This window comes from Solibacillus sp. R5-41 (assembly GCF_002736105.1).
GTDB lineage: Bacteria > Bacillota > Bacilli > Bacillales_A > Planococcaceae > Solibacillus.
Genome location: NZ_CP024123.1, coordinates 1,948,576 through 1,960,190 on the forward strand (window position 1 = coordinate 1,948,576; position 11,615 = coordinate 1,960,190).

The window sequence follows — 11,615 nt, forward strand, 5'->3', positions numbered from 1 at the left end:
GATTTACTCACCGCCGACTTTTAATCGTTCTTTGCGTTTTTCATTGGACATTTTTGCGAAATCAAGCTCTATTTTTAAATTTTCAATATCCGAAGCTAACGCATTTTTTAAATCTTCTTCCATTGTAACGTGGAGATCTTTTAACGTTTTTCGTGTATCTTCTAGCGCTAAATGAATCTCATTACCAGTCACTTGTTCTTTCGTTAACAATGTATATTTATCAGATAATTGAACAGCAGACGGAAGATGGGCATAGAAGAAATCCTCTACGGCATAAAATTTTTGTGGATTTGTCTGAACAATATTGATAATACGTTTTGATAGTTTCGACATTTCATTAATTTGTTTAAAAGAACGAATGGATCTTACACGAACAATTTGTTGTGTTAAAGATTGTGTATGAGCCTTCGCTTGTTTAAGCTGCGCGTCGATTAATTGATATTCCGATTTGGATAGACCAATTTTCTTGCGCTGATTCGCATTTTGCACGGCGAATGTGATTTTATTGGATAAATAATAGGCACCCATTGCAAGCGGTAGTGACAAAATCATAGCAATTCCTGAAATGTTTACTACCGATACGATGAATGCTGTAGAACCTGCTAGTACATTAATGAAATGGCGTGTTAAATAATTGATAGGACCAAGCATTATTCGTACCTCCTTTACTCGATACTATTTCTACGTTTGTGCGTCAAATAAGTTTCATTTTGCCTACCCTTATACTACATTTTTTTCGAGTTAGTAGAAAGTAAAATGAATTGAATTTTATACGATATTAATGGTTAGTGATTTAAAATGCTTCAATGTTTGATTGACTGCAATTTTAATTTCCGAAAATTCCGCGCTGTCTAACATAATTTTAACGAATTCATTGATTGCCGCTCTTTTGCCTTCTACTTGAATGAGCCACTGTTCGCTATTTACGTTAATTGTGCCTTTTAACGACAGCTCTAAAGCCTTTGTATGAACATAGTGGTAGGGGACCTGGATTGGTGTGTAGATGCAAATGATTGCGTGTACCTTCATCGTTCGTCTCCTTTTTTTGTATAAGCGACCTACTTAAAAAGAAAAGCAAAACGTTTAATTGTTTTGCTTCCCACGATTATTGCATAATGCGTTCTTTATTAATAACCTCGATTAAGTCATTTATATAGCTAATTACTTTTCGTGATGCTGCCTCAATTTCAAGTAAGTGTGTTTCTGCATTCATTGTATTCCCAGCGTTAAATTGCTCAACGGCCGATTTTGCAGAACTATGCACTTGCATATGATAACGGTCCAATTGTTTATAAGAATCATGCTTGCTAAATCGAGCAATCGTCTTATCGGATGTATACCATTTCCCTAGACGGCAATCGAAGTGAGAGGATACGTCATTTGGTGATAACTTTTCTAAACCAAGGAACATATTGTACACACGCCATTTCCATAAGATATGATCCGCTTTTGATAGCTGAAGTAAAGAAATACTTGAAAGTTGAACATTATTATTCGCTGTGATTTCATTTCTAAAGCGTGTAATTTCCAAGCCTAGTTTATGAATATCTCGTGATGTATCATTCCCAAATGCACGTATATCTTCTTGTAAGTTTGAAATTTGAACCATTCGTACAGAAATTTCATCAATAGATGCCGCTTGTTCCTCTGATGCGGCAGCCGTTATTGTCACATCTGTATTAATACTTTCGATAATATCAACGATGGAATTTAATAAAGGTAATGATTCCTTTGCTTCGTCTGTTGCTTCACGAATGATCGTCGTTGTTTCTGTAATCGAGGAAGCGACATTATTTGAATAGCTTTTTAACGATTGAACATTAGTTGAAACTTCGCCAAGAGCTGATACTGTATTTTCTGCTAATTTTCGAACTTCCTGTGCGACAACGGCAAATCCTTTTCCATGCTCACCAGCACGTGCCGCCTCAATTGATGCATTTAACGCAAGTAAATTCGTTTGATCGGCAATTTGATTGATTAATGTAACAACACTTTCAATGTCATTCACATGCTTTTGTAGTTCCTTAAAACTATGAACGATTTCTGTGAAAGTTTCTTCTGTTGTAAAGATTTCAGTTAATGCATGTTCAATGGATTGCTTTCCTTTCACCGCATTTTCAACCGATTCGTTTGTTTTTTCTGCAATAGCAGATGAAGAACGAGCAATTTCAGCGATAGAAGCCGCGAGTTCCTGAGAAGCTGCCGTAGAGCTTGCAATATCATCGGATTGTGTATCTAAGCTTTGGATTAAATCTTTCATATACATAATATTGGCATTCGCATCGGTTAAAGTAGAAAGTTCTTCAATGACATTTTCAATTAAACGCTCTGTCATTACTTCTACTAATAATTCCTGGTCAATATTTACAGCCGCAGATAAAGATTTCATATAATTGAAAGCGACATGTGGCTTTAATGCAAAATGATGTAAAATTAATGTTGTGACATAGAATGAGAATTGGTTAAATACGACAATAAGTTTACCTGGCTCAAAATGATTTTCACGTAATAAATTGAAAAAATGAAGGGACTGATCTGCATAATCATCATTGCGCTCACATAAAAAGAATTGCTTTAAATACCGTTCAATTTGTGCTTCTGAAATAGGATTTTGTCCATTAGGGGCTATTTCTTTTAGATATGTATTAAAAATGACATTCATTGTAGGTGTTAATGTTTGAATACGCTCATATATTTTCACAAGATTCTCTTGGTCACGCTGTTTGAAATTATTGAAAGTCAGTGTTTGTAAAAAGCGCGCGGATGCATTAATATCAGTCCCTCTTTCGAAAAGATCTTGTAATTCTGCTTTCGGTTTAAATTTAGAAAACATGAAATAGTTCCCCCATAAATTATGCATTTTTCCATAGTTTATCATAGGGAAGTTAGCAATAATAGACATAACTATGCGAAAAGTTTAAAATGATAGGGAATTGGAAAGGAAATGAATATGTATAAAATTATTTATATAAAAGCGGATTATGAGCCATGGTGGCAATTTGATGGGTGGGAAGAGCATATTGTTTCAACACATATATTTGAATGTGAGCAACAATTTAAACATAGCTTTACCGAACTCATCAGTAATTTTCGTGAAAAGTATGAAAATGAAGCGTGTAAGCATGACCGCTACTTCGCCTTTTGGTCAGAAGATGAAAGTGAATTTTGCGAGGCGTGTGATGAAGATGCACAAATTTATCATGGAATTATTATTCATTCACCGGAGGCCATTTCCAAATAAACAGAGTCGAGTAAATATTTCCATTATTTTGACGATTAGGATTGACATATATTGTGAGGATTCGTATACTAAGCTTAACAATTAAATCGCTCTACTCGAAACAATGGATTCACATATTATAAAGGTGATCGATGCTAGTTTTCGGTACTTTTTATAATATGTGAATTTTTAACTTGCTTCAGCAGAAGTTCTCTACTTCTATAAGTGGGTAATGAATGCCGAATATGCCTTTATATCATTGGGGGTTCAATCCCCGGCTGAATCAAGTTAAAGCCCCCGGCGGATGACACAGATTTTTAGAGGAGTTTTCAAGCAATCTTGAAAAAAATCTGGACAAAAGTTAGCCGAGGCGTAATTGATTTGAAAGACTTTTTTAATTGTTTACTTTTAATTTTTGGAGGTTTTTTCTAATGAAACAAGGTACAGTAAAATGGTTTAACTCAGAAAAAGGTTTTGGTTTCATCGAAGTAGAAGGAGAAAACGACGTATTCGTACACTTCTCATCTATTCAAGGTGACGGCTTTAAAACACTAGACGAAGGTCAAAAAGTAGAATTCGAAGTTGTGGACGGCAACCGTGGTCCACAAGCAGCGAACTTAACTAAAATTTAACTTCTTTCAAAAGAAATCATTCGATTTTATTGCGATACGATGAATGCAAAATCATTCATCGTATCGCTTTTTCTTTTTTTGTAATAGCATTTTAAATGAATATTAACCAATATTTCGTAAAATCTACTAAAAATACATAAATATTGCATATCAACTGGAATTATTTGTATCGTTAATAGTATAATAACCGATGTAAGAGATATTAAAAATATTTATGATTTTTGGGGGCAAATAAGATGAGAAAAATGAAGAAACATGTGTTAGCCACAGCATTAGGGACTACGTTAATCTTTACTTCCGTAGTACCAGCAATTCAAGCAGAGCAAGCTGTGCCAGACATAAGTCCATGGGCTGTTGAAACACTCCATGAAGGGGAAAAGTATGGAATTTTCCCAATGGAATGGTATTATGACGGGTTTCGCTCGACGATTACAGAGGAGCGCTTAAATAGCTTACTCACATTAACGGAAAAAAAGATTGCAGAATTAAATTTACCGAAAAACAAAAAGTTTAAGCCTGCTGTTGTAAAAGGGAATACTACACGTGGAGATATTATTAATCGCTTATATAATATTAGTGCGCAATATGATGTCAATGCGAGCAATGACCCAGTCGCTTATTTACAAGCGCTCCAAGTATTACAAGGTGGAGAAAAGGGCTTAATGCTCGATCAAAAAGCGACAACACAACAAGCGGCTTTATTTGCCAGTCGTTTAATTAAAAATACGTATGCACAATATGAAAAAGGTGCAAAAGGTCTTGCGTGGATTGTGGAAGATGAGGATACGAAAATTTATTTATTAGGTTCAATTCATGTAGGTGTTCCTGATTTGTACCCAATGCATCCTCGATTAACAGATGCATTTAATGAGTCTCAAGGACTTTTTGTAGAAGCGAATCTGTTGGATCCTAAAGGCGCAGAATATTATTCTGAAAAAGCAATGTTTACAGATGGGAAAACGATTCAAGATGCTATAAGTGAAGAAACGTATCAGAAACTAGAAAAAGTGGCGCAGGAATTTGAGATACCAATGGACGAACTTAAGTATCAAAAACCATGGTTAATTTCAAATTCATTAGCACTTTTGACGGAGGATGATACATTTGGATTATCATCTCAAGAAATGGCGATGCATGGAATTGATATGCAGTTTTTATTAAGTGCGATGCTACAACAAAAACCGATTTACGAACTTGAAGGCATGCAAGCGCAAGTTAATATGTTTGATTCAATATCAGCAGAAGCACAGGAGCAGACTTTATCGGATGTGCTGGATGGTCTAATAAATCCTTCTAAAGAAAAAATGGGTGAAAGCAATGCATTATTGAAAGAATGGTTTACGAGCTGGAAAACAGGCGATGCGGAACGCTTTGCAAAAAGCTTTAACGCAACGACAGGCGATCAATCAGAGTTTAATGCGATGCTATTTGGTAAGCGCGATGAAGACATGGCCCAAAAAATTGCAACAGTTTTAGAAGAGGATGAGGGAACTTATTTCTTAGTAGTAGGGGCAGGTCACTTCTTAGTGGACAAAAATATTCGCTACCACTTAGAGAAAGATGGCTATAAAGTTGTGCCGTTTTATCAATAAGGACTGAGCTTTACGAAAAAAAAGGTTGTACTGTAAGGGGATTACTTACAGCACAACCTTTTTTTATTGAAATTCAATGGCTGAAAGTTTAGATGAAATAATATCCGTTGTTCCATCCTCATTCAAAATTTCGAATTCAGTGGCTACTAAGCCAATTCCTGCTACAAAAAAGTTTCGCGTTGTTTGATTATCTTCTTTTTTCATCGTGACAATGACGTGCTCAAAAGCTTTATACGGTGTTTCATAGGGCATGTTCATTTTTTCAATTGTCCAATTATCAAATTTCTGACCAACTTCTAATGGCGTACCGATTAATGTTGAAATAGATGGGAGGCCTTTCAATTGTTCAGCGGTTAATGGCGTATTTTCACTTTCAACTTCTTTTATTAAAGTAATACCATGCTCACCTATACGATAATAGCGCGTCATGATGGAGCCACCGTTGTCCACGACTTGTCGCACTAAATTTTTTGATAGCCAGTTTGTTTTCACCTGATAGCTGGCATATTCGTTCCCATAGCCTTCAAACTTAACGATGGATAGATCTTCATACATAAATAATTGCATTTGAATCGCATCTTCAAACGAACTACTATATTCTGAGGCAACATCCATAGACGTAAATGCGGTATCCGTACCCGTATTCATTTTTGCATGTTCATTATTAGTTGAAAGATTTTCAGTTTGCGTGCAACCTGTTAAAAGTAAAACGAGTAAAAAATAATATCTTTTTCTCATCACCAATCACTCACTTTCAAGTTTCAATTCCCCGTAATTTATAATATATGAGCGGATGTATAGGTAATATTCCACGAATTGAGAAAGTTGAACCATAAACTGTGAGAGATTAGTGAGAGTAAGTGGATAAGGTTTGGTAGTTTGTCCGAAGAAAAAGCAAAATTCAATATATATTCGGTTTTCTACTTTTCACAAGCAATCCCATCTTTATCACGATCTTTAGATGCGTTTACTTTGTATAATTCAGCTGAAACAGTTGGTGCAAATTTTGTTTTGCCGCCTTTATTTGTAACTTTATTGTCTTTTGCAATGCCACCTTTATAATCTTTGTTTAAGTCTGTGCAATTTGCATATTTTTTTGCAGCTGCCTCTGTTGAGATAGGGGCAGCAAGAGTACCTCCAATAAGTAGAGCGCTTGTAATAAATGTCATTGCTAGCTTTTTCATAAATACATCTCCTTATGATAATAGTGAGTTTGATAGTGTGTAAATTTATATACACAAATAATACATATAACATAAATGTATAAATTTTACAATAAAATTACGTTGAAAGGGCATGTCCAGGTATAGATTCTATTGTTAAGATGTCATTAAAAGTTTTTTCCAAATAAAAAATCCCCCAAATTCTTCCCAAATAAGTAGGGGAGAACTGGGGGATATGGTAAAATTAAAGGTTCGTCACTATTCAAAACGTTAATAAATCAACACTTTGCAAGTTGTACGGATTATTTAATCTTTTCTTTATCTTTCCACTCAAGGAATTCATCATACGTTAATTGCTTATCAAGGATTGAACCGTCTTCACGGATTTCAATTACGCGATTTGCAATTGTTTGGATGAATTGGTGGTCATGAGATGTGAATAACATAGCACCTTTGAAGCGGATTAAACCTTCATTTAGCGCTTGAATTGACTCAAGGTCTAAGTGGTTTGTTGGTTCATCTAGTAATAATACGTTGGCATTGTTTAACATCATTTTCGATAACATACAACGTACTTTTTCTCCCCCAGAAAGAACGCCAGGAGATTTTTTAACTTCTTCACCAGAGAATAACATACGACCTAGGAAGCCACGTAAGAAGCTTTCTGTTTCGTCTTCTGGTGAGTAAGGACGTAACCATTCAACTAGTGATCTTTCAGCGCCGCCGAAATATTGGTCATGATCCATTTCGAAATAGCTTTGAGATGTCGTAACACCCCATTTGAATGTACCCGCATCTGCTTCTTTGCGTTCCATTAAAATGTCCATTAACGCAGATTTCGCAATAGGGCTACCTAATAAAATGATTTTGTCCTCTTTGTTCATGTTGAAGCGAATGTCTTTGAATACATTTTGTCCCTCATGAGAAGCTGTTAAACCATCTACTGTTAACACATCATTCCCGATTTCACGACCAATTTGGAAGTTGATGAATGGATATTTACGGCTTGATGGCTTGATGTCATCTAACTCGATTTTATCCAACATTTTTTTACGAGAAGTTGCTTGGCTTGATTTAGAAGCGTTCGCAGAGAAACGGGCAACGAATGCTTGCAACTCTTTAATTTTCTCTTCTTTTTTCTTGTTTTGATCCGCAGCCATTTTTTGTGCAAGCTGTGAAGATTCATACCAGAAATCATAGTTACCCACATAAACTTGGATTTTCCCGAAGTCTAAGTCAGCGATATGAGTACATACTTTGTTTAAGAAGTGACGGTCATGTGAAACAACGATTACTGTGTTTTCGAAGTTCATTAAGAATTCTTCCAACCATTTAATTGCTTTAATGTCTAAGTGGTTGGTAGGCTCATCTAGAAGTAAAACGTCTGGTTTGCCGAATAATGCTTGTGCAAGTAATACTTTCACTTTGTCCGAACCTTCAAGGTCAGCCATCATCATGTAATGTAGCTCATCGCCAATACCTAAACCGCCAAGTAATGTTGCGGCTTCAGATTCTGCTTCCCAACCGTTTAAGTCTGCGAATTCGCCTTCAAGCTCAGCAGCACGCATACCATCTTCATCAGAAAATTCCTCTTTCGCATAGATAGCGTCTTTTTCTGCTTTTACTTCCCATAAACGTTTGTTACCCATAACAACTGTATCTAATACGTTAAACTCATCGTATTCGAAGTGGTTTTGTTTTAGGACAGATAAACGCTCATCTTTACCCATTGATACGTGACCTTCTTGCGCCTCGATATCACCAGATAAAATTTTAATAAATGTTGATTTACCAGCACCGTTTGCACCGATTAGGCCGTAACAGTTTCCTGGTGTGAATTTAATATTTACATCGTCAAATAATTTACGGTCGCCATAGCGAAGACCTACACCTGATACTTGAATCATGCAAGTACCTCCTTGAGATTTTGATTATTATTTTGTGGTTTGTTAATGAATAAAATCTTTTTACACAATGCTTTTAATTATACCACATAGGGTGAGTAAAATTAAGTATAAAGATGAAATCATATAAAAGGAAAGTTAATAAGTATGTAAATGTAATAAATTTTCCCTGATTATTACTTTGTTAATATTGGTGAGGTATGTAAGTTGAGCAGAGAAACCATTTACTTTGATGGTTTAAATTGAAGTATGGAGCTGATTGAAGAAGAAAAATAAAAGGACTTGCCTATATGAAAATACATCATACACGCCAGTCCTATTTTTTTAAACAAAAACACAGATAGATTAATAAGAACCTAAAAATACTGTTTGAAGTTCTGACTCTATAACTTCCTGTTCGAAAGAAACGCTATACGCCTTAGCATTAGGCCTTGAGCTAACTATTTTACTAATTTCGTGTTCCTTGTAATGAATAGCAACCCCATCATCTGTCGCAATCCCTGATTGTATTTTTTTTGATTCAATCAGATTGTGATATGCAGGTTTTCTCTCTAGCTCACTATCGTAATGCGGACAATTACTTCCTTTTAGGAAACCTAGACATTGTATTGGTTCAAGTCCATCTCCAAATGAATCAGTAACGCCTTCTTCAAACCAACAAATGGAGCCTGCACTCAACCCAGCTAAAATAACACCTTGATTCCAGGCTTTTCTTAAAATATCATCTAAACCCCATTCTTTCCACAATGCTAAAAGATTTTTAGTATTTCCACCACCTACATAAATAATGTCTTTCTCTAAAATAAAACTTTCAAGATCCCTGGTTGGAGGATTAAATAATGAAAGATGAGATGGAGTACAATTTAGTTGATTAAAAAAATTATAAAACTTTGATATGTAATTATCAGAATCTCCGCTTGCAGTAGGGATAAAGCAAATTTGAGGCTTAGATTTCTTAACTTGTTTCAATATATATAAATCTAACAATGGATTATCTGGTTCCATTGAAAACCCTCCACCACCAAGCGCGATTATTTGTCTCATTATATGTACTCCTTTCAGAAAAAAATATTAAGTAATAAGTTTTACAATTAATATAAATAATCCCTTGTTTAATGAACCTGCACTGTTAACTAAATGACAGAATAATAAATCGTTTGATAAAGTGTACCATATTTCCAAATGTTGGTGAAGAGGTGACAAGCTTGCTGAGTAAACGAAGTAATCTAGATCCATTCTATATTACATTTTGCCATGGCCAAATCGAAAGTTTCAAACTACGTTTAATGATTCTTCAATTTGTATTTAGCAAGTAAAATAGCTAATGGGGAATAATTGGAGGGGATATAATGAAAAGTAAGAATTCAAACAAAAGGCTAATAGATTCGTTTTTTTGTGTGGCATTACTTTATATTGAGGTGTAGAAAAACTACTCGTTTTCTACACCTGTTTTATTATTGAGACTTATTAGACGGCCATATTGTTTATTCGACCTTAATCATTCATAAATATATCTTCTAGGGAAGGACGATTAGTTTGAATATCAAGTATATCCGTATCAACCTTACAGAAGGAATGTACGATTCTAGCAATATCCGATTCATCTCGTATCTCAGCGGTAAAATGTTGATTATCCCAGTATTTTACTGTAGTCCAAGCTTCGATTTCGTCGCGTGCATGACGATACAAGGTATCATTTTTTGGTATTAACTTGATAGTTGTTTCAATAGTTGTTTGAAATTGCTGTTGCAATTGTTCGATGGTTCCTAAACCTGAAATGATACCTTTTTTCATAATAGCAATACGGTTGCATAGCTTTTCAACTTCATTTAGATTATGAGATGTCATAAAAATAGTCTTATTTTGACTTGCTAATGTACGAATGAATTTTTGCATCTCTAAGGCAGATTCTGGGTCCATTCCAGAAGTAGGTTCATCAAGGAAAATTAAATCCGGATTTCCAATGACAGCTTGTGCTACTCCTAGCTTTTTTTTCATTCCAAAAGAGAATTTTTTTGTTTGGACATGAATAGCGTCCTTTAATCCAACCTGCTCTAATAGATCCATACATTGTTGTCGTGTAACTTTGTGTTTTTGTATGCTTGCAAAAAATTGAAGATGCTCAAGAGCTGTATCGTTTGCATAAAATTCTGTGTAGTCTGGAAGAACACCTACTTTGTGTTTGACACGATCGAGTTGATTATTTGCTACACCTAATATTCGAAATTGCCCACTAGTTGGAAGAACAATCCCTGTAAGCATATTGATGAAAGTTGTTTTTCCTGCACCATTTCTGCCTAAAAAGCCAAAGATTTCTCCTTCTTGTACTTGTAGATTAATGCCACGTACAACTAAATTTTTGTGATAGGATTTTTTTAAATCCATTGTTTCAATAACAGACATTATAAATCCCTCCTATGAAGACTGAGTATCGAAAAAACTACCATAATTGCTGCAAACAGCAGAACAATAAGCCATCCCCATGTCCCACCTTCGATCATGTAATGATATGGAGTAATAAATTTTATGACTTTTAACCATAATTTTTCTGAGAAAAGGCTCCATAAACCGAAAGTAGGAATTGCAATACTTATCAGTAATCCTGCAAACATAGACATCGATCTCTTAGGAATGAGACAAGACATTAGCACACATAAAGCCACAATGTACGCTAGCATAACAAATAAGCTACCGAACGTTTTGAAATAGAACTGGTGCGAAAAGAATGCGATGATACTAAATGATGCTAGTAAGCAAACAAACCAGAATGAAAAAATCCCTAATAACTTGCCTAAAATAATAGATGGTCTAGATGTTTTTGTTACCAGGAATCGAATTGTCCTGCTTTCCGTTTCTCGATTAATTGTGTCGTGAAATAAAGAAAAGATAAATAAAAAGCCCATTATATATATTAGAAATACCAGTCCACTTACGTATCCAGTTTCTGCAAATTCAATACCAGTAATGAGACTGCTTTTTGAGACAAAATCAGATAGGTAATATGAAACGGCAATAAAAATTCCAATCGTAATGAGTGAAAAGACACTGCGAAATGATTGAATAAACTCCTTTTTCCAAATAGCAACCATAGTTGTTCCTCCGTA

The 11,615-nt window shown here is 35.0% G+C and carries 12 protein-coding genes; 3 read left to right on the plus strand and 9 right to left on the minus strand.

Annotated elements, in window-relative coordinates; genetic code table 11:
- Nucleotides 1-3: 3 nt before the first annotated feature.
- The 3 genes from CSE16_RS09340 to CSE16_RS09350 all read right to left on the minus strand — a co-directional run bounded on the left by CSE16_RS09340 (nucleotide 4) and on the right by CSE16_RS09350 (nucleotide 2,833).
- On the minus strand, nucleotides 4-651 hold the full coding sequence (locus CSE16_RS09340; protein ID WP_099423643.1) for a 5-bromo-4-chloroindolyl phosphate hydrolysis family protein: 648 nt from the start codon (nucleotides 649-651) through the stop codon (nucleotides 4-6).
- A 117-nt stretch (nucleotides 652-768) separates the two neighbouring features.
- Entirely contained in the window at nucleotides 769-1,029 is a 261-nt protein-coding gene (locus CSE16_RS09345) for a hypothetical protein (protein ID WP_099423644.1), read from the minus strand.
- Between the two features lie 76 nt (nucleotides 1,030-1,105).
- The gene (locus CSE16_RS09350) at nucleotides 1,106-2,833 is read right to left on the minus strand and encodes a globin-coupled sensor protein (RefSeq protein ID WP_099423645.1); all 1,728 of its coding nucleotides are present in this window, start codon (nucleotides 2,831-2,833) and stop codon (nucleotides 1,106-1,108) included.
- 117 nt (nucleotides 2,834-2,950) lie between these two features.
- Between CSE16_RS09350 and CSE16_RS09355 the strand changes: the two genes are divergently transcribed.
- From CSE16_RS09355 to CSE16_RS09365, 3 genes are all read left to right on the plus strand, one after another.
- Complete coding sequence (locus CSE16_RS09355) at nucleotides 2,951-3,241, plus strand: DUF1033 family protein (RefSeq protein WP_099423646.1); 291 nt, start codon at nucleotides 2,951-2,953, stop codon at nucleotides 3,239-3,241.
- Between the two features lie 410 nt (nucleotides 3,242-3,651).
- Complete coding sequence (locus tag CSE16_RS09360) at nucleotides 3,652-3,852, plus strand: cold-shock protein (protein ID WP_099423647.1); 201 nt, start codon at nucleotides 3,652-3,654, stop codon at nucleotides 3,850-3,852.
- 236 nt (nucleotides 3,853-4,088) lie between these two features.
- A complete protein-coding gene (locus tag CSE16_RS09365) occupies nucleotides 4,089-5,444 on the plus strand; it encodes a TraB/GumN family protein (RefSeq protein WP_099423648.1) in 1,356 nt (451 codons plus the stop codon).
- 63 nt (nucleotides 5,445-5,507) lie between these two features.
- Here CSE16_RS09365 and CSE16_RS09370 read toward each other — a convergent pair whose 3' ends face one another.
- The 6 genes from CSE16_RS09370 to CSE16_RS09395 all read right to left on the minus strand — a co-directional run bounded on the left by CSE16_RS09370 (nucleotide 5,508) and on the right by CSE16_RS09395 (nucleotide 11,600).
- The gene (locus CSE16_RS09370) at nucleotides 5,508-6,182 is read right to left on the minus strand and encodes a hypothetical protein (RefSeq protein WP_099423649.1); all 675 of its coding nucleotides are present in this window, start codon (nucleotides 6,180-6,182) and stop codon (nucleotides 5,508-5,510) included.
- Between the two features lie 182 nt (nucleotides 6,183-6,364).
- Nucleotides 6,365-6,628, minus strand: a complete 264-nt coding sequence (locus CSE16_RS09375; RefSeq protein WP_099423650.1) for an excalibur calcium-binding domain-containing protein — start codon at nucleotides 6,626-6,628, stop codon at nucleotides 6,365-6,367.
- Between the two features lie 281 nt (nucleotides 6,629-6,909).
- On the minus strand, nucleotides 6,910-8,514 hold the full coding sequence (locus tag CSE16_RS09380; protein WP_099423651.1) for an ABC-F family ATP-binding cassette domain-containing protein: 1,605 nt from the start codon (nucleotides 8,512-8,514) through the stop codon (nucleotides 6,910-6,912).
- A gap of 342 nt (nucleotides 8,515-8,856) precedes the next feature.
- The gene (locus CSE16_RS09385; RefSeq protein WP_099423652.1) at nucleotides 8,857-9,555 is read right to left on the minus strand and encodes a Type 1 glutamine amidotransferase-like domain-containing protein; all 699 of its coding nucleotides are present in this window, start codon (nucleotides 9,553-9,555) and stop codon (nucleotides 8,857-8,859) included.
- 450 nt (nucleotides 9,556-10,005) lie between these two features.
- Nucleotides 10,006-10,914: an ABC transporter ATP-binding protein gene (locus CSE16_RS09390; RefSeq protein ID WP_099423653.1), complete on the minus strand. Its 909-nt coding sequence runs from the start codon at nucleotides 10,912-10,914 to the stop codon at nucleotides 10,006-10,008.
- Nucleotides 10,914-11,600: an ABC transporter permease gene (locus CSE16_RS09395; protein ID WP_099423654.1), complete on the minus strand. Its 687-nt coding sequence runs from the start codon at nucleotides 11,598-11,600 to the stop codon at nucleotides 10,914-10,916. The genes CSE16_RS09390 and CSE16_RS09395 overlap by 1 nt, the downstream gene beginning before the upstream one ends.
- Nucleotides 11,601-11,615 lie beyond the last annotated feature (15 nt).

What these genes read in the sequence shown, in the direction of transcription:
- CSE16_RS09365 (WP_099423648.1), top strand. Translation starts at nt 4,089, where the DNA reads ATGAGAAAAATGAAGAAACATGTGTTAGCCACAGCATTAGGGACTACG.
- CSE16_RS09390 (WP_099423653.1), bottom strand. Translation starts at nt 10,914, where the DNA reads ATGTCTGTTATTGAAACAATGGATTTAAAAAAATCCTATCACAAAAAT.
- CSE16_RS09345 (WP_099423644.1), bottom strand. Translation starts at nt 1,029, where the DNA reads ATGAAGGTACACGCAATCATTTGCATCTACACACCAATCCAGGTCCCC.
- CSE16_RS09385 (WP_099423652.1), bottom strand. Translation starts at nt 9,555, where the DNA reads ATGAGACAAATAATCGCGCTTGGTGGTGGAGGGTTTTCAATGGAACCA.
- CSE16_RS09355 (WP_099423646.1), top strand. Translation starts at nt 2,951, where the DNA reads ATGTATAAAATTATTTATATAAAAGCGGATTATGAGCCATGGTGGCAA.
- CSE16_RS09350 (WP_099423645.1), bottom strand. Translation starts at nt 2,833, where the DNA reads ATGTTTTCTAAATTTAAACCGAAAGCAGAATTACAAGATCTTTTCGAA.
- CSE16_RS09375 (WP_099423650.1), bottom strand. Translation starts at nt 6,628, where the DNA reads ATGAAAAAGCTAGCAATGACATTTATTACAAGCGCTCTACTTATTGGA.
- CSE16_RS09370 (WP_099423649.1), bottom strand. Translation starts at nt 6,182, where the DNA reads ATGAGAAAAAGATATTATTTTTTACTCGTTTTACTTTTAACAGGTTGC.
- CSE16_RS09360 (WP_099423647.1), top strand. Translation starts at nt 3,652, where the DNA reads ATGAAACAAGGTACAGTAAAATGGTTTAACTCAGAAAAAGGTTTTGGT.
- CSE16_RS09340 (WP_099423643.1), bottom strand. Translation starts at nt 651, where the DNA reads ATGCTTGGTCCTATCAATTATTTAACACGCCATTTCATTAATGTACTA.
- CSE16_RS09380 (WP_099423651.1), bottom strand. Translation starts at nt 8,514, where the DNA reads ATGATTCAAGTATCAGGTGTAGGTCTTCGCTATGGCGACCGTAAATTA.
- CSE16_RS09395 (WP_099423654.1), bottom strand. Translation starts at nt 11,600, where the DNA reads ATGGTTGCTATTTGGAAAAAGGAGTTTATTCAATCATTTCGCAGTGTC.